Source organism: Pseudomonas brassicacearum (genome assembly GCF_003732225.1).
Taxonomy (GTDB): Bacteria; Pseudomonadota; Gammaproteobacteria; order Pseudomonadales; family Pseudomonadaceae; genus Aquipseudomonas; species Aquipseudomonas brassicacearum_E.
In genome coordinates this window covers 147331-164584 of record NZ_MOBJ01000015.1, presented here as the reverse complement: position 1 = coordinate 164584, position 17254 = coordinate 147331, and the positions used below count along the sequence as shown (strand labels likewise).

The window sequence follows — 17254 nt, the reverse complement described above, 5'->3', positions numbered from 1 at the left end:
GATTTTCTAGGAAGCCCGGCGTGGACTCAAATGCTTAAGTGAACAGCATTACAGCCTCGGCTGGGGTTTTCTATTTCGCGGTTGCATCTATAGCAAGCTACTGTATAAACCGCCCCAACTAAACCGCGCCATCAAGCAAGAGGATCCCGGACGTGGAAGAAATCATCGAACAACTGCGTGAAGCCAACGAACCGGTACCGGTCCCCTTGGAACTGCCTGACGAAGACCTGCTCGTGGAAATCGAAGAACAACTGTTCATCGATATCCCGTTTGTCTTCAGAGAATTCCTGCTGACCGTCAGCGACGTCGTGTATGGCAGCCTGGAGCCGGTGACCGTCACCGACCCGCAATCACACACCTACCTGCCGGACGTTGCCGCCAACGCCTGGGACGCTGGCGTTGATCGCAGCATGATTCCGATCTGCCAGGACGGTGACAATTACTACCTGGTCGAAGAAGACGGCACCGTGGTGCTGTGGCTGGCCGAGGAAGAGCTGCTGGCCGAAGAAACCTGGGAGTCGGTGTGGCACTGGGCGCGGGACGTCTGGCTGGAAAGCTGATCTGCCTTTGGTCTGTAGCAGCTGGCGTAGTCTGCGTCCGGCTGCGTAGCAGTCGTAAAATCAGGCAAAGAGGTATTTCAGGTTAACCGAGTGGCAGGATTTACGGTCGCTGCGCAACCGAACGCAGGCTACGCCAGCTGCTACGGCTCGTTAACCAGCCCTCAATGCCCGGACGAATCCTTATGGTTGTCCAGGGTTTCCAGCAGGGCCACCTGCATCCGTGTGTGCACGCGGATGAACCAGCGCCAGAGCAGAGCCGCTACCGCGGCGGTTACAACGGCGATCAGCACCAGCAACTTGTTGGTCGGCAAGATACTGGCCGACAAGGCTGCCAGCAGCAGGAAAATCACCAGCAGCGAGAGGATCGGGATCACTTCGGCGATCACCCGACGCACTCGCTGCGTGTGGCGGCCGGCCATCTCCGGTTTCACGCCCATTTCCGCCAGCAACATCGAGAGCGCCTTCAGCTTGCGATAAGCGGCAATCAGGAACGGCAGCGACAGCAGCAATGCCCCACCCCAGATCAACGCCTTCTGCCAGCTCGGATCATCGATCCAGGCGTGCAGGTAGCTGGAAATCCGCTCGGCAAAAAAGCTGCCTGAGAAGAAAATCGCCACCACCAGCGCCAGATTGACCCCGACCTGCAGCAAGATCCGCCGAATCATCGACGCCAGCAGCGCACCCTCGCCCTGCGGTTGAATGCTGCGCAGCCATTCTCCATACATCCCTAGCACACGGCCCAGGCGCTGTGGGATTACAGCAGCCAGCTTCAGCGATAGCGGATCGGCGGCACGGATCAGGTACGGCGTCAGTAAGGTGGTGATGGCCGAAACAGCGACCGCCACCGGATAGAGGAAATCGCTGGTGACCTGCAAGGTCATGCCCAGCGCCGCGATGATGAAAGAAAATTCGCCAATCTGCGACAGGCCCATGCCGACTCGCAGTGAGGTGCGTCCGTCATTGCCGGCGATAAACGCCCCAAGGCCGCAGGAGAGCATTTTGCCGAGCACCACGGCGACAGTAATCACCACAATCGGCCAGGCGTACTGAAGAAGAATCTGCGGGTCGATCATCAGGCCGATTGCTACAAAAAAGATGGCGCTGAACATGTCGCGAACCGGCTCGATCAGGCGTTCAATTTTCACTAGTTGCCGGGATTCCGCCATGATCGCACCAATCAGAAACGCCCCGAGCACCATGCTGTATTCAAGCTTGACCACCAGCAGGCAAAAGCCAAAACACAGGCCAAGCACGGTGATCAGCAGCATTTCGTTACTGTCGAACTTGGCCACATAGGCCAGTAAACGCGGCACCAGCAGGATGCCGACCACCAGCGCAACGATCATGAACAGCGAGAGTTTGCCGACGGTGGAAAACACCTCGCCGGAGCTCACGGTGCCGCTGACGGCGATACTCGAAAGCAAGGCAATGATGCCGATCCCGAGGATGTCTTCGACGATCAACACGCCAAAGATCAGCTGGGCAAAGCGTTGGTTCTTCATCTTCAGATCGTTGAGGGCCTTGACGATGATGGTGGTCGAGGAAATCGCCAGGATCGCGCCGAGGAACAGCGAATCCATGGTGCTCCAGTCAAACCAGCGACCGATTTCGTAGCCGATCCAGATCATCAGCACGATTTCCAGGAACGCCGCAATGAACGCCGTGGCACCGACCTTGAAGAGTTTGCGCAGGCTGAACTCCAGGCCCAGGCAGAACATCAGGAAAATCACCCCCAGCTCGGCGAGGGTCTTGATGGTTTGTTCGTCGTGGATCAGCCCGAACGGCGGGGTGTGCGGGCCGATGATGAAACCGGCAACGATATAGCCCAGGACCACCGGCTGTTTGAGTCGATGAAAAACAATGGTCACCACACCCGCAACCAGCATGATCACTGCCAGATCCTGAATAAAACTGATGGCATGCATGGCAAGGGCTCCTCGATGGATGTGCTGACGTCGTTGGCGATTACCAGATCGGATGAAAGGGCCCTTGAAGTGGGCTTTTGAAGGGTAACACCGCGACTTCAGGCGCAAAGGCGGCGCAATATATGGAAACAGATCGATTCGGGCGTGACGGCCATCATCGGCGTGGCGTCCCGTTAACGGTGGTTTTGAAAAACCAGCCAGGCACCCACAGAGGTGCTCCCGCAATCCCAGCCTTGAACTGTGAGTAGTGTGCTATGGAACCCGGAAACGCCCAGCTGTCGATGACGGTACTGATGACCCCCGACATGGCCAACTTCTCTGGCAATGTCCACGGTGGCACCCTGCTCAAATACCTCGACGAAGTCGCCTATGCCTGCGCCAGCCGTTATGCCGGCCGCTACGTGGTGACCCTGTCGGTGGATCAGGTGATCTTTCGCGAACCGATCCATGTCGGTGAGCTGGTGACCTTTCTGGCTTCGGTCAACTACACCGGCAACACCTCGATGGAGGTGGGCATCAAGGTGGTAACCGAGAACATTCGCGAGCGCTCCGTGCGTCACACCAATAGCTGTTTCTTCACGATGGTTGCGGTCGACGATCAGCGTAAGCCGGCGGCTGTCCCACCGTTGCAACCGCAGAATAGCGAAGATAGACGCCGGTTCATCCAGGCCCAGCAGCGCCGGCAGATTCGCCAGGAGCTGGACCAGCGTTATCGCGAAATAAAGGCTGACGTTTAAAGCACAAGATCGCAGCCTATGTAGGAGCTGCCGCAGGCTGCGATCTTTTGTGCCGCGACGCCGTTACAAACTGATCGCCGTCGCCTCGAACTTCACTCGAGGATGGGTAATACGATCCTGGGCGCGCACCAGCTCCAACTCGTAGCTGGCGCAAGCCTGGGTTTCCAGCAGTACTTCATGCACCGCCGACGCCGTGAATTCAAAGGCCGCGACCAAGCTGTCCCCCAACAGCACCCGAGCCAGGAACAGACCCGACGTCAGGTCGCCCACGCCCACCGGCTGACGCGGAAACGCCAGCAATGGCCGGCGCAGGTGCCAACTGCCTTCGGCTGTCACCAGCAGCATCTCGAAGCTGTCCGGCAATTTGCCGGGGTAATCCAGATGCTTGACCAACACCGCCTTCGGGCCACGTGCCAGCAGCGCGCGGGCCATCGCCAGGCAATCGAACAGCGACAGCGGCTTGCGCCCGGAGAAGCTGTCCAGTTCCAGTTGGTTGGGGCACATGAAGTCCGCCACCGCGGCGGCTTCATCCAGCAGGAAGTCGCTGACTTCGGCCGGCACGATGCAGCCCTTCTCCGCATGCCCCATCACCGGGTCGCACAGGTACAGGGCGTTGGGGTTGATCGCCTTGATCCGCGCCACGCCGCTGAGGATCGCCCGACCTTGAGCGGCGCTGCCCAGGTAGCCTGACAGCACCGCGTCGCAGTTACCCAGTTCGCCAATGGCCGCGATGCCTTCCACCAGCTCGGGAATCTGCTGCGGCGCCAATACTTCGCCAGCCCACTGGCCGTATTGAGTGTGGTTGGAGAACTGCACGGTATTGAGCGGCCAGACATTCACCCCGACCCGCTGCATCGGGAAAACCGCGGCGCTGTTGCCGGCGTGACCGAAAACCACGTGGGACTGGATGGCGAGCAGATGGGGAGTACGTTTCATGCGGGATTTCCGTAAAACGATTGAAATTCGAGCCGCGCAGTATGCGACTAAACGGAGCCTGTACGACAGACCGGAGAGACAGTTAAGCTGACACTAATTTGTTGGAGCACTGTTCATGCTGACCCTTGGAAATATCTTCGTGCTGATGCTGCTGGCGACCGGTGCCGCCTGGCTGTGGCACAACCATGGCCTGCGTGAGCGGGCCCTGGAACGGGTCAAGCGGCATTGCGCCAAACTCGACATCGAATTGCTCGACGGCAATGTGGCGTTGAAAAAAATCGGCTTCGTGAAGGACGCCAACGGGCGGCGACGTCTGGCCCGTGTGTATAACTTTGAGTTCACCGTGACCGGCGAAACACGTCACACCGGCACCATCACCCAGTTCGGCGCCCACAGCGCGCAGATCGAATTGGCACCCTACCCGATTCCGCTTGAGGAAAAACCTGTGCTGCCCAGCGCCGAAGTGATCGAGCTGAGCCAATGGCGCCAGGACCATAACAAGTGGCGTCATTGAACCTGAGCCGCGTTAAATCAGGCTCACACGGCAGTTCACGAGTTTCCTCTGTAGTGATTCGGCATCCTGCGGCTTATCGAAAATAAGCTCGATGCGCGAATCCTGACGCCATTCACTGGGTTGCCAGTGCAGCGCGGCGTTATCCAGCGAGTTGGCCGACACCCAACCCCCGGTGCCGTGGATAACCAGCTTGGCCCGGCGCCAGTCCAACGCCGCCAGGCAAGCCTGGACCCGAGAAAGTTCGAACGACTGACTCGGGTGCCAACGCCAACCAATACTCCAGCCACCTTCCTGCTGCTGGCTCAGGCAAATCGGCTGTGTCGGATCAGTCCAGAGCGCCGGCATCTGCGCCAGACTTTTGGGTACATTGAAGTTATCCACACCCTCGACCGCTCGGCGGCTGACACCTGGCAAGTCACTCAGTGCCAGAGCGCCCTGCTGCGTCCAGTACAGCGGGCATTCCGGCAGCTGCGCGGTGATGCGCTGACGATCCTCATCGCTCAATTGCTCAGCCTTGTTCATCAACAACAGACCGGCGCTCGACAGGGCTTCCTGTTGCGCGGCAGGGAGTGGTTTTCCGGCGGCCAGTGCTTGAGCGTCGAGCACCAGAACGCTCGGTTGAACCGCCAGCACGCCTTGCCATGGCGCTTCGCTTAATTGCTTGAGCAGTTGCGCCGGGTGTCCAAGCCCGGAGGGCTCGATAAACAAGCGATCCGGCCGTGATTTACGCAGCAACCGCCCAAGGCCGATCTGAAACGGCGCACCATTGACGCAACACAAACAGCCGCCAGCCACTTCACCCAGTGCGATACCATCGGCGCCGGTGGTCAACAGCGCGGCGTCGAGACCGATCTGGCCGAACTCGTTGATCAGCACCGCCCAGCGCTCGTTCGCCGGCCGCTGCGTCAGCAGATGCTTGATCAGGCTGGTCTTGCCGGCACCTAACGGTCCGGCGATGACGTGAGTAGGAATGTTTTGCAGCATGTTTGGCAGTTTCCTGGGAGGGAAAGGATGCGACTGATCGGCTTGCCATTGCTGTTGGCCTTCGCTTCGGGCGAGGCGCTGGCCCAGGCCTGTGTGGTTCATAGCCAAGCGGAGCGGCTCGACGTCAAAGTCTGCCAGCAGAACCGCAACATCCCGGAAAAGCTGTTCCATGACGGCTTCTGTCAGCCAAACCTCGCGGGGCAGAAGGTCGACGTCGCATTTCTCGACCAATGCCCCAGCGGCGCCTTCGGAGTGTGCAGCAACGCTCAAGTCGCCAATATGCCTTACCGGCAGGATATTCACTATTACGGTGTAGCTACAGACGCGGCGTACCTGAAACCATTTTGCGAAAGCCAGAGTCAGGGCGCGTGGCTCACGCCTTGAGTCACGCGAGCCAGTCGAGGGTCAGGATCAGCCGACGCTCACCCGGTGCCGGTTGCGGCGAACGATGAATCAACCCGAAGCCCTCGTTGCCGTGCCACTTCTCGCCCTTGAGCAACGCCACTTCACCACAGAGCATTTGCTCACAGTCCTGCGGCTCGGTCTCCGCCCTGGCCAGGTTCTTACGATCCATGGCGCCTTCTCTGAGCCACTGACTGCCGATACCGGCGTAGGTGGTAATCAGCCGCACCGGCACATGATCGACGTGAAAACGCGGGCACATGGCTTTATCCAGCACTCGTAAACGCAAGCCGATACGCGTCGCCCCCAGCAAGCAGGCAAACGCGCTGACCAGCCATGAAACGTCAGCGATAAACCCTTCGTAGCCTTCCAGATCACTGAAGCTTTCGGCCAGCCCCCGCAGATCGGGTTCAACGTCGTCTGTCGCCAACTCCACAACCAACGACTCCGCTAGCGGCTCGTTCAATGACAGCAACAATCTGCCGAAATCGGCGATATGTGCCGGCAAACGGCGCTGCCAGACAGCCAGGTTGGTGCCGTCTTCAAGTATCTGCGTGAAGACTTCAGGGGTTTGGCCCTGTACCTGACGAACCACCGGGCGCACTTTCAGAATCGGCGCCAACATCAGGCCGCTTCCTCTTCGTGCCATGGACCAAACGGGTCAGCCATCAGGCACCAACCTTCGACCCCCAAGGCCATTTCGTCATCGTCGAGCAGGCAATTGTCGAGGTGCGCAGTGAGTTGGCCGAAGTCGATGTTCTGGCCGATGAACACCAGTTCCTGACGGCAATCACCCGTGGCGGATGTCCAGTTTTTCATGATCGCTGCAGTAGTTTCCTGATCCTGCGGCCACTCTGATTTCGGCACAAAGCGCCACCAGCGACCGGCGAACCCGTGACGCATCAAACCGCCGGCCTGGGACCAACTACCGGCTTCCTGGTGCTTACTGGCCAACCAGAAAAAGCCCTTGGAACGCAGCAGCTTTCCATTCACCCACGGCCGATTGATGAAACTGAAAAAACGCTGCGGATGAAACGGTCGACGTGCCCGATAAGCCATTGACGCGATGCCGTATTCGGCGGTTTCCGGCACATGCTCGCCGCGCAACTCTTGCAGCCAACCCGGCGCCTGAGAGGCTTTGTCAAAGTCGAAGCGGCCAGTGTTGAGGATTTGTTTCAGCGGTACTTCGCCCATGACCATCGGGATGATCTGCGCCTGAGCGTTGAGCCGCTTGAGGATCGCGATCAACTCTTCGCGCTCCGAGCTGCTGATCAGATCGATCTTGCTGATCAGCAGCACGTCGGCGAATTCGATCTGCTCGATCAACAAGTCAGTGATCGAGCGTTCGTCTTCCTCGCCAAGGGTTTCACCGCGTGACGCGAGGCTTTCTGCGGCCTGGTAATCGAGCAGAAAATTCATCCCATCGACCACCGTGACCATGGTGTCGAGCCGCGCGATATCGGCCAGGCTTTGGCCTTCCTCGTCGCGAAAGGTGAAGGTCTCCGCCACTGGGAGCGGTTCGGAAATACCGGTGGACTCGATCAGCAGGTAATCGAAGCGACCGTCTCTGGCCAGTTTGCTGACCTCCTCCAGCAAGTCTTCGCGCAGGGTGCAGCAGATGCAGCCGTTGCTCATTTCGACGAGTTTTTCTTCAGCGCGGTTCAAGGTAACGTCGCGCTGGACTTCACTGCCGTCGATGTTGATTTCGCTCATGTCGTTGACGATCACCGCGACCCGAAGGTTCTCGCGGTTACGCAGTACGTAGTTGAGCAGCGTGCTTTTGCCCGCGCCGAGAAAGCCGGACAGCACGGTAACGGGGAGACGATTGGGCATCAGGTATTCCTCATCAGGGGTGGCCGGTCAGGTGATTTTTCAATGTTATAGTATAACAACACAAAGACGCCAATCCCCCTCTTGCGTCCAACGACAAAGGACGCAATGCTTGATCCCGCTCACCCCACGAGAAAGCCCATGCACAAGGCCTTGAAATGCACACTGTTGAGCCTTTCGCTGTTGGTCGCAGCAAACGCTTGCGCGCAGATGCCGAGCCTGGCGAAGTGCACGCGCAGCGCCAATTTGCTGGCCTGCGTGGACCCCGACGGCAATGCTTACAGTGTCGCCACGGCGGGCAGTACGACCTACATGCGCGGGTTTGAAGTGACCGGCAAACGCTATTGGGCGCAGACCAGCAGCCGTTACGGCCAACTGACGTTCTTCACCGGTTTGGCGTCCGACGGCGAAGCCTGGGTCGGCTACAGCCGCCGCGTTGGCTGGACCACCCTCAATCGGTTTTCCAGCTCCGGCGGTTCCAGCGGCAAGTTCACCTGTAGCCGGCTGACTGGCTGCTAGACCTGCGATTTTTGCTGTAACTGCTGCCAGGCCATGTAACTGTTCACCGGCGGATTCTTCTGAAAATAGCGCTGCAAACCTTCAAAAAGACCGTCGGCTACCGCCTTTTGATGCCGCGCCGTCACCAGCCGCTGGCTGTCGCGGGCGTTGGAAATGAAGCCGGTTTCTACCAGGATTGATGGCACATCCGGTGATTTCAGCACTGCAAAACCGGCCTGTTCCACGCGCTTCTGATGCAGTGTGGTAATGCCCGCCAGGCTACCAAGCACCGTATTGCCGAGCTGCAAACTGGCGGCGATGGTGGCGTTCATCGACATGTCGAGGATCACTCCGGCGAGCATCGGATCCTTGTCCTTCAAGTTGAGCAGACTGGTCGCACCGAGCAAATCGGCACCGTTTTCCCGTTGCGCCATGAAGCGCGCCGTGGCCGAGGTCGCGCCACCTTCGGACAATGCGTAAACCGAAGCGCCAGAGGCCGTGAGCCGTGGTGCCGCGTCAGCGTGCACCGAGATGAACATGTCGGCCTTATGCGTACGGGCGATCTCCACACGTTTGCGCAGCGGCACGAAGAAGTCGTCGTTGCGCACCAATTTCACATCGAAACCTTTCTCGCGCTTCAAACGCTTGGCCAGCAATTGTGCGATGGACAGCACCACGTCTTTCTCGCGCTCGCCTTTGGCGCCAATCGCGCCGGGGTCCTTGCCGCCATGTCCAGGGTCGACCACGACGATGATGTCGCGCTTGGGATGAGCCTTGTCGATCGGCGTTTCACGCTGAACCAACGGTGCAGCCGCGGCGATCTGCACGGGTGCGGCGCTCAGTAGATCAAGTACCAGACGATGGCCCTGCCCGTCCTGTGGCGGCAGTAGAAAACTATTGAGCCGCACCGGACCAGTAAGGTCGAGGACGATCCGCGTATCGCCTTGCCCGAAGTGCCCTGAACGGATCGAACGAATCACCGTGTTGGTGAGCGCTAATTGGCTGAAGTCACCGCTGAGCTGCGCACCGCTCAAGTCGATGATCAGTCGCTCGGGCGCACTCAACGAGAAGGTTTTGTACTGCACCGGTCCGCTCAGATCGAGTACCAGGCGAAGCTTGTCATCCGAACGCCAGAGCCGTGCATTACGGATCTGCGTCGCCGACACGCCGAAAGGTAAGACCAGCGCAGCGCTGGCCAACAGCAGATTGAGCAATTGTCGCCTGTGCATAGTGAAAGACCGCTCGAGAAAAAGGCATCGTCGATTTGATTGTTATAATATAACATGGCAAAACATTTCCAACGATGGACCTGCTCATGAATGCGCTGACTCTGCCGGATATCGCCGCGCAGGCCTCACGCCAAGCCTTGCCTCTCGAATGGGTGGGCATGTGCGGTATTGCTCTTCCTGTTGTGTTCGACGGCCAGCGATTGAGCGCGAAAGCTGACGCAGGCGTCAGCCTCGATGATGGCGAGGCGCGTGGCATTCATATGTCACGGCTGTATCTGGCACTGGAGATGCTCGAGCAGGAAAGCCTCACACCCTCGTTGCTACGGCGAGTTCTGCAACGCTTTCTCGACAGCCACGAAGGTCTGTCCAGCGCGGCTTACCTGCGTATTCACGCCGATTTACTGCTCAAACGCCCAGCCTTGATCAGCCCTTTGGCCGGCTGGAAAAGCTATCCGATCAGCATCGAAGCGCGTTTGGAAAACGCAGTGTTCCACGTGGAACTTAAAATTGAAGCTTCTTACTCGTCCACCTGTCCCTGCTCAGCTGCACTTTCGAGGCAGCTTATTCAGCAGCAATTCATCGACGACTTTGCCAACACGCCATTGCAGCACGCCGACGTTCTGGCTTGGCTCGGTTCCTCTAAAGGCATCATCGCGACGCCCCACAGCCAACGCAGCAGCGCGCAATTACGGTTACGACTGGATGACTTTCTGGACGACCTGCCTCTGATCGCCGCAATCAACGACACCGAAGCCGCGCTAGGTACCGCTGTGCAAACCGCAGTAAAACGCGCTGACGAACAAGCGTTCGCCTTGGCCAACGGTCAGAACCTGATGTTCTGCGAAGACGCCGCACGGCGTTTGAATCTGGCGTTGAAACGCTCTCCCGGCATCAAGGCTTTTCAGTTACGCGTGGTTCACGCCGAAAGTCTGCACGCCCACGATGCAGTGGCCGAAAGCCGCTGGAACTGGGAGGCCGCATGATTCGTTGCCAAGGCTTGCGTTGGGGTGCACCGGGCCAACCTCTGACACCTCCCATCCATTTCGATTTGCCTCGTGGCAGCCTGACAGCGGTCATCGGCGCCAACGGCTCGGGTAAAAGCAGCTTGCTGAAAGTCATTGCCGGCCTGCAAAAACCGCTAGCGGGCAAGGTTGCCCTCGATGTTTCACCGCGGGGCGGTTTGTCCTTTTTGCCACAACAACAGCACCTCGACCGACAGTTCCCCATCAGCCTGCAAGAGCTGGTGGGCGCTGGATTCTGGGGCAGCAAACAAACGCCGGACGTTCGCCGCCAACGCCTCGACAACGTGCTGAATGACTGGTGCCTGAACGGTTTGGAGCAACGCCCATTGATGGCGTTGTCGGGCGGCGAATTGCAACGCGCCCTGCTTGCTCGTCTGAGTCTCGCCGAAGCGCCACTGTTGCTGCTCGACGAACCTCACGCCGCGCTGGACGAACTCGGCCAGGCGCTGCTGTGGAAACACATCCACACCTGGCACAACGAGGGCCGAACGCTGGTCGTGGTGTGTCATGACCTGGTTGCGGTTCGCCAACACATTCCTCAAGCATTGCTGATAAAAAACACGGGCTGCGTCCTGGCGCCGAGCAGTGAGCTGATTCATCAACCCACACACACGCAGGTGGCGTAATGCTCGTCGCTGCGCAACTTTGGCAACCGTTCCACGAGTTCGTGTTCATGCGCCGGGCACTTATCGGTGGTCTGGTATTGGCTTGCAGCACTGCACCGCTTGGGGTGTTTCTGATCCTGCGGCGCATGAGTCTGATTGGCGACGCCGTGGCTCACGGCATCTTGCCCGGTGCCGCGTTAGGGTTTTGGTTTGCTGGATTGAGCTTGCCTGCGCTGACCATCGGCGGCCTCGGTGCCGGCCTGAGTATGGCCGGATTAGCGGCATGGATCACCCGCCGCACCGGCCTTCGCGAAGATGCGAGCCTGGCAGCGATCTACCCCATCTCGTTGGCCAGCGGCGTGCTGATTCTGGGGATCGCCGGCAAACGCCTCGATTTGCTCCACCTGCTTTTCGGCTCGGCGTTGGCCGTCGACGGCCCGACATTAAACGGCATGCTCTGGGTCTCCGCCATCAGCCTCATCGCCATGGCGCTGATCTATCGGCCACTACTGTTGGACACCCTCGACCCATTGTTTCTGCAAACCGTCAGCCGTCTTGGCCCGTTGGCACATGGCGTGTTTTTGACCCTGGTAGTGCTGAATCTGGTGATCGGTTTCCAGGCCATCGGTGCGCTGATGGTGGTCGGTTTGATGATGTTGCCAGCCGCCGCTTCACGCTTCTGGAGCCGTCACTTGCCGATGCTGATGGTCATCGCCGGGCTGCTCGGCTGCCTCTCGGTGTGGATCGGTCTGTTGCTGTCGTTCTACTACTCGGTGCCCAGCGGCCCGGCCATCGTGCTGGTAGCCGGCGCGTTGTACCTGCTGTCCGTGGTGTTCGGTCCGGTGCACGGTTTGCTGCGCCGCCCGCCTTTGCTCACATCCCAATGAGGTGTTTCCCGATGCGCGCTTTACTCGTGCTGTTCAGTGTGTGGCTGTCGATGTCGTTATCAACGGTATCGGCCGCAGAAAAGCTTCCGGTGGTCACCAGTTTCAGCATCCTCGCCGACATGGTTCATCAGGTCGGCGGTGAGCATGTCCAAATCACCAACATGGTCGGCCCGGACGCTGATGCCCACACCTACGAACCCACTCCGGATGACGCCAAGGCGTTGCTCAAGGCTAAACTGATCTTCAAGAACGGCATCGGTTTCGAGCCTTGGCTGGATCGTCTGGTCGCCAGCACCGCGACCAAAACCCCTGTGATCACCGCAAGTCACGGCGTCATCCCACGTACCATGGACGAGGATGGCGAGACCATTCCCGACCCGCACGCCTGGCACAATCTGGCGAACACCGAACTCTATGTGAACAACATCACCAAGGCGTTGATCGCCGCAGACCCGGCTAACAAAGCCGACTACGAACACAACAGCCAGGTTTACCTGAAACAGATCTACCGTCTGTTGGCCGAAGCCAAAACCAAGTTCGGCTCCCTGCCACCGGGCAACCGCAAGATCGTCACCTCCCACGACGCCTTCGGCTATCTGGGTCAGGCGTACGGCATCGACTTCATGGCGCCTCAAGGTTTGTCCACCGAGCGCGAACCGTCTGCCGCCGAAGTGGCCGCATTAATCACCCAGATCCGTCAGGCCAAGGTCAAAGCGGTGTTCATGGAAAACATCAAGGACGCCCGTCTACTCAAGCAAATTGCTGACGAAAGCGGCGCGCACATTGGCGGCACCCTGTACTCGGATGCACTCGCCGCCGAAGGTCCGGCCAGCACCTTTGCCGGGCTGTTCGAATACAACCTCAACACGCTTTACGACGCCTTGAGCAAGCCATGATCCGCAAGAACCCGTCCGGCGATTTGCCGCGGATTGCCGAGTCCGCCTACGTCGATAAAACCGCGATCATCTGCGGCAAGGTAGTGATTGGCGAGAACGTTTTCGTCGGTCCCTACGCGGTGATCCGCGCCGATGAAGTCGACGATTCGGGCGAGATGGAACCGATCACCATTGGCGCCAATTCGAACATTCAGGACGGCGTGGTAATCCACTCCAAATCGGGTGCGGCGGTGACCATCGGTGAGTTCAGCTCCATCGCCCACCGCTCCATCGTCCATGGCCCGTGCACGGTCGGTAACCGGGTGTTCATCGGCTTCAACAGCGTGCTGTTCAACTGCGTGGTCGGCGACGGCTGCGTGGTGCGGCACAACTCGGTGGTCGACGGCCGAGACTTGCCGGCCGATTTTTACGTGCCGTCCACCACCCGCATCGGCCCCATAACCGACCTGTCCCAATTCCCGCCAGTCAGCATCAGCGCCTCGGAGTTTTCCGAGGATGTGGCGCGTACCAACGTCGATCTGGTGCGCGGCTACAAAGCCCTGCAGAACGAGTTTTGAATATGAGCAGCGGGATTTTGGGCGGATGAGTGTTGAAGCAGGATTAACGAGGAGGTTATCGCTGGCAAGGCCAAGGCCCTGCCAGCGATAGAGATCAGGCGCGAGGTTTGACAGTCCCGCAATCCTGCCCCAGCCACACCGCGCGAGTATCCATACTGCCCTTTTGCTGAATGCCGGTGGCGTTGAACGTGCCGTTGACCGTGGTGTTGAACTCACGGTCGCTTAGGAACGTAGCAACACCGGCGCCCTGGGCTTTCGGGCAGCTGAAGCGGAACTTCCACTGATTACCGGAGCGATCGGTGACCTGCTGCGTACAACCCGATTGTGGGTCCTGCAGCGGAATGGTGTCGGATTGGACCTGTGCCGGAGTCAGGCACACACGAATCCCTTTACCGCCCATGGTGATGCCCTGTTTCTCCAGTGCAGCCTTTTGCGCCGGCGTCATCTGGCTGCCCAACTGGTTAAGGATCAACTGCAGATCCGGCAGGTTCTGGTCATCGACCTTCATGTTGCTTGAGGTCAGTTCCCACAAACCCGGTTGCAGCATCTGTGCCTGAGCGACCACAGGAAGAGACAAGCCAACAGCCATGGCCAAACCCAGCAGACGTACGTTCATCGAGTAACTCCTAGACAATAGTGGCCGTTAGACGTCGCCAATCTACTTCGGTTGCATGTCTAATTAAATAGCGACATTCACCGTGGAACATGGTCTGTTAAGCATTGAATTGTCAGGAGCACGGTTGCCCCATGGATTTTTTTGGACCCCACCTTTTCGCTTATCTGATTGCGCTCATCCACTCTCTGGGCACGATCGCCGCCATTCATGCCGTATTGACCGTCAGGACCGCTCAAGGCTCGATTGCCTGGGCCTTATCGCTGGTGTTCGTGCCCTACCTGACGCTCATCCCTTATCTGGTCTTCGGTCGCAGCACCTTCGACGCTTATATCAAGGCTCGTCGACAGGCCAACGAAGAAATGCGCAAGGCGATTGCCGTACTGGACTGGCGCCCATGGGTCGAGGAAGCGCTGACCGCACGTGCCTCTAATGCCTACGCGTCGTTGCGGGCGATGCCGAAGCTAGGTCGCATGCCGTGCCTGGCGAACAATTCGGTGCGCCTGTTGATCAATGGTCAGGCGACCTTTGATGCGATTTTCGAAGCGATACGCACTGCCCGCGAGGCCGTGCTGATTCAGTTTTTCATCATCCATGACGACCAGCTAGGTCAGCGCCTGCAACAGCTGCTGATGGAAAAATCCGCGGAAGGTGTCGCCATTTACCTGCTCTACGATCGGATCGGCAGCCACTCCCTGCCTCACACCTACGTTCAACCCCTGCGCGATGCCGGGGTGCAGGTCGAAGCATTCGCCACACGCAGTGGCTGGCTCAATCGGTTCCAGGTGAACTTCCGTAACCACCGCAAGATTGTGGTGGTCGACGGTGTGCAGGGGTTTGTCGGCGGGCACAACGTCGGCGACGAATACATGGGCAAGAAACCACCGCTGGCACCCTGGCGCGATACGCACATTGCCGTCAGCGGCCCCGTGGTGGCGTGCATGCAGGAGTCATTCGCGGAAGACTGGTTCTGGGCCTCCCGCAAACTGCCACCGCTGATACTGCCGCAGAGCTACCCCGATGACGGCGTGCTCTGCCAACTACTGGCCAGCGGCCCGGCGGACCCTTACGAAACCTGCTCACTGTTTTTCGTTGAAGCCATCCATTCCGCGACCGAGCGCGTGTGGATCACCAGCCCGTATTTCATCCCTGATGAGGCGGTGTTCGCCGCACTGCGCCTGGCCGTGTTGCGCGGTGTCGACGTGCGGCTTCTGCTGCCATCGCGACCGGATCACCGGATCGTCTACGCCGCCTCCAGCCTGTACGCCTTCGAAGCGGTACGCGCCGGGGTCCGGGTATTCCGTTACCAGCCGGGCTTCTTGCATCAGAAAGTCGTGCTGGTCGACAGCGAAATCACGGCCATCGGCAGTGCGAATCTGGACAACCGTTCGTTCAGGCTCAACTTCGAAGTGATGCTACTGACCGTCGACAGCGAATTCGCCAATGAGGTGGAACACATGCTCAACGACGACTTCGCTCAGGCCCGCGAAATCGCCAAAGGCGAAAGCCGGAAGACCCACCGCCTGCAACAGCTTGGCATGCGGGTCGCCCGGCTTATCTCGCCGATCCTTTAGTTGTAGATATCGTCACGCGTCCACGGTAGCTCATGGCTGCCGTCGGCGTGGGCCTTGACTGCGAGGATCTGGTGCAAGTTGATCCAGCCCCGCGCGAACGCGTAGGCGCAGCCTGCCAGATACAATCGCCAGATCCGCAACGCCTGCTCCGGAACCTCTTTGGAGGCGGCCTCGAGGTTATCCTCGAGTCGCTCGCTCCAATGGTCCAACGTGCGCGCGTAATGCAGGCGCAGGCTTTCGACGTCGACGATCTCCAGCCCCGCTTCACTGATCTCGGCCGAAATCATCGCCAGGTGCGGCAATTCACCGTTAGGGAATACGTAGCGCTCGATGAAATCGCCAGCTCCGCGTCCGACCGGCCGGCCATCCGTGTGCTTGGCGGTAATGCCATGGTTCATCACCAGGCCGCCTTCGCGCACGGCACCAAACAATGTCTTGCAGTACTCCGCCAGGTTGGCGTGGCCAACGTGTTCGAACATGCCGACACTCACCACCTTATCGAAGCGCCCATCCTGGGGCAGATCGCGGTAGTCGAGCAGTTGTAGCTCAACCTGATCCTCCAGACCTTCGGCGATCACTCGTTCCCGGGCCAACGCCAACTGCTCCTTGCTCAGGGTGATGCCAAATACTTTCACCCCAAACTCCCGTGCCGCATAACGCGCCAACCCTCCCCAGCCGCAGCCAACATCCAGCAGATACTCGCCGGGTTGCAGCCGCAGTTTGCGACACAGGTGGCGAAATTTTGCTTGCTGGGCCTGCTCCAGGGTTTCGCTGCCGGTTTCGAAGTAGGCGCAGGAATACGCCATGTCGCTGTCGAGCCAGAGCTGATAGAAGGCATTCGAGAGGTCGTAGTGATAGGAAATCGCCGCCGCATCTGTGGCTTTGTCATGGACAGAGCGCACCGGTTGATTGTCGTCAGCATCATCCAGCAATGCCTGGCTCCACTCATCACACACCCGGATCACATCGCTGATCGAACCTTCAAGTTCGAGCTTGCCCTCAACGAAGGCGGCGCCCAACAGGTCGAGGCTTGGACGGGTGAATTGAGGCACCAATTGTGGGTCCTTGACCACAATCGTGACGCTGGGCGCAGGGCCCAGATTAATTTCATGACCATCCCAGAGTCGCAAGCGAAGCGGTAATTGCAGATTCTGTAAGGCCGGTGGCAGTTGCGCGAGCATGAACAGTCCCCCTTGTTTCAGACGTCTGTCTTGAGGGTAGACCATCGTGGAAAATTAGCTGGCTATCGATTTAATAGCGTTTTCCTATAAGTCACGACAGAACAACAAACTGTCGTAAACCCATTTCTTCAGCCAGGTGCCAGCCTGAAGAGGTGCGCCCTCTTCACAGTTGACTGTCAATTGTGCGCACAGTTCGGCAAAGCTCCAGCCGTTCAGTGCCTGTGCCTCATCAGGCGGCAGGCCGGCTTCAACCTTCCTCTTTCAAACCCGTAGCAGCTGGCGAAGCCTGCGTTCGGCTGCGCAG

Annotated in this window: 19 protein-coding genes and 1 pseudogene; 11 read left to right on the top strand and 9 right to left on the bottom strand. The window is 59.0% G+C overall.

Features of this window, described 5'->3' with window-relative positions; all coding sequences use genetic code 11:
- The first annotated feature begins 152 nt into the window (after positions 1-152).
- Positions 153-560 (top strand): SMI1/KNR4 family protein, encoded by a 408-nt coding sequence (locus tag BK659_RS22505; protein WP_019694340.1) that lies wholly within the window; start codon positions 153-155, stop codon positions 558-560.
- Between the two features lie 161 nt (positions 561-721).
- On the opposite strand, the gene BK659_RS22500 is transcribed toward BK659_RS22505, so the two are convergent.
- Positions 722-2485 (bottom strand): cation:proton antiporter, encoded by a 1764-nt coding sequence (locus tag BK659_RS22500; RefSeq protein ID WP_123427197.1) that lies wholly within the window; start codon positions 2483-2485, stop codon positions 722-724.
- Positions 2486-2739: 254 nt separating this feature from the next.
- On the opposite strand from BK659_RS22500, the gene BK659_RS22495 reads away from it, so the two are divergent.
- Positions 2740-3222, top strand: a complete 483-nt coding sequence (locus BK659_RS22495) for an acyl-CoA thioesterase (protein WP_123427195.1) — start codon at positions 2740-2742, stop codon at positions 3220-3222.
- Between the two features lie 63 nt (positions 3223-3285).
- On the opposite strand, the gene pdxY is transcribed toward BK659_RS22495, so the two are convergent.
- Positions 3286-4158, bottom strand: a complete 873-nt coding sequence (gene pdxY, locus BK659_RS22490; protein WP_123427193.1) for a pyridoxal kinase PdxY — start codon at positions 4156-4158, stop codon at positions 3286-3288.
- Between the two features lie 115 nt (positions 4159-4273).
- On the opposite strand from pdxY, the gene BK659_RS22485 reads away from it, so the two are divergent.
- Positions 4274-4672: a DUF3301 domain-containing protein gene (locus BK659_RS22485; protein ID WP_123427191.1), complete on the top strand. Its 399-nt coding sequence runs from the start codon at positions 4274-4276 to the stop codon at positions 4670-4672.
- A gap of 12 nt (positions 4673-4684) precedes the next feature.
- Here the strand turns inward: BK659_RS22485 and BK659_RS22480 are convergent, their stop codons facing one another.
- Entirely contained in the window at positions 4685-5656 is a 972-nt protein-coding gene (locus BK659_RS22480) for a CobW family GTP-binding protein (RefSeq protein WP_123427190.1), read from the bottom strand.
- Between the two features lie 27 nt (positions 5657-5683).
- Between BK659_RS22480 and BK659_RS22475 the strand changes: the two genes are divergently transcribed.
- The gene (locus BK659_RS22475; protein ID WP_123427187.1) at positions 5684-6040 is read left to right on the top strand and encodes an NADH:ubiquinone oxidoreductase; all 357 of its coding nucleotides are present in this window, start codon (positions 5684-5686) and stop codon (positions 6038-6040) included.
- 1 nt (position 6041) lies between these two features.
- Here the strand turns inward: BK659_RS22475 and BK659_RS22470 are convergent, their stop codons facing one another.
- Complete coding sequence (locus tag BK659_RS22470) at positions 6042-6683, bottom strand: DUF1826 domain-containing protein (RefSeq protein ID WP_123427185.1); 642 nt, start codon at positions 6681-6683, stop codon at positions 6042-6044.
- On the bottom strand, positions 6683-7891 hold the full coding sequence (gene zigA / locus BK659_RS22465; protein ID WP_123427183.1) for a zinc metallochaperone GTPase ZigA: 1209 nt from the start codon (positions 7889-7891) through the stop codon (positions 6683-6685). Before zigA ends, BK659_RS22470 begins: the two co-directional genes overlap by 1 nt.
- 138 nt (positions 7892-8029) lie before the next feature.
- Between zigA and BK659_RS22460 the strand changes: the two genes are divergently transcribed.
- Positions 8030-8407, top strand: a complete 378-nt coding sequence (locus BK659_RS22460) for a glutamine synthetase (RefSeq protein ID WP_123427181.1) — start codon at positions 8030-8032, stop codon at positions 8405-8407.
- Here BK659_RS22460 and BK659_RS22455 read toward each other — a convergent pair.
- Entirely contained in the window at positions 8404-9615 is a 1212-nt protein-coding gene (locus tag BK659_RS22455; protein ID WP_123427179.1) for an N-acetylmuramoyl-L-alanine amidase, read from the bottom strand. The genes BK659_RS22460 and BK659_RS22455 overlap by 4 nt on opposite strands.
- Before the next feature lie 86 nt (positions 9616-9701).
- On the opposite strand from BK659_RS22455, the gene folE2 reads away from it, so the two are divergent.
- From folE2 to BK659_RS22430, 5 genes are read left to right on the top strand one after another with little or no spacing between them, the layout of a single operon-like run.
- Entirely contained in the window at positions 9702-10598 is an 897-nt protein-coding gene (folE2, locus tag BK659_RS22450; protein ID WP_123427177.1) for a GTP cyclohydrolase FolE2, read from the top strand.
- The gene (locus BK659_RS22445; protein WP_123427175.1) at positions 10595-11263 is read left to right on the top strand and encodes a metal ABC transporter ATP-binding protein; all 669 of its coding nucleotides are present in this window, start codon (positions 10595-10597) and stop codon (positions 11261-11263) included. The genes folE2 and BK659_RS22445 overlap by 4 nt, the downstream gene beginning before the upstream one ends.
- On the top strand, positions 11263-12129 hold the full coding sequence (locus BK659_RS22440) for a metal ABC transporter permease (RefSeq protein ID WP_123427173.1): 867 nt from the start codon (positions 11263-11265) through the stop codon (positions 12127-12129). The genes BK659_RS22445 and BK659_RS22440 overlap by 1 nt, the downstream gene beginning before the upstream one ends.
- Before the next feature lie 11 nt (positions 12130-12140).
- A complete protein-coding gene (locus BK659_RS22435; protein ID WP_123427171.1) occupies positions 12141-13025 on the top strand; it encodes a metal ABC transporter substrate-binding protein in 885 nt (294 codons plus the stop codon).
- The gene (locus BK659_RS22430) at positions 13022-13582 is read left to right on the top strand and encodes a gamma carbonic anhydrase family protein (RefSeq protein WP_123427169.1); all 561 of its coding nucleotides are present in this window, start codon (positions 13022-13024) and stop codon (positions 13580-13582) included. The genes BK659_RS22435 and BK659_RS22430 overlap by 4 nt, the downstream gene beginning before the upstream one ends.
- A gap of 94 nt (positions 13583-13676) precedes the next feature.
- Here BK659_RS22430 and BK659_RS22425 read toward each other — a convergent pair whose 3' ends face one another.
- Complete coding sequence (locus tag BK659_RS22425; protein ID WP_123427167.1) at positions 13677-14198, bottom strand: DUF3617 domain-containing protein; 522 nt, start codon at positions 14196-14198, stop codon at positions 13677-13679.
- Between the two features lie 131 nt (positions 14199-14329).
- Between BK659_RS22425 and cls the strand changes: the two genes are divergently transcribed.
- The gene (gene cls, locus BK659_RS22420) at positions 14330-15769 is read left to right on the top strand and encodes a cardiolipin synthase (RefSeq protein WP_123427165.1); all 1440 of its coding nucleotides are present in this window, start codon (positions 14330-14332) and stop codon (positions 15767-15769) included.
- On the opposite strand, the gene cfaB is transcribed toward cls, so the two are convergent.
- Entirely contained in the window at positions 15766-16950 is a 1185-nt protein-coding gene (gene cfaB, locus BK659_RS22415) for a C17 cyclopropane fatty acid synthase CfaB (protein WP_123427163.1), read from the bottom strand. The two genes, cls and cfaB, sit on opposite strands and share 4 nt — an antisense overlap.
- A gap of 84 nt (positions 16951-17034) precedes the next feature.
- Positions 17035-17190, bottom strand: a pseudogene (locus BK659_RS28370) (HvfC/BufC N-terminal domain-containing protein); the annotation flags it as partial.
- Positions 17191-17254: the final 64 nt, after the last annotated feature.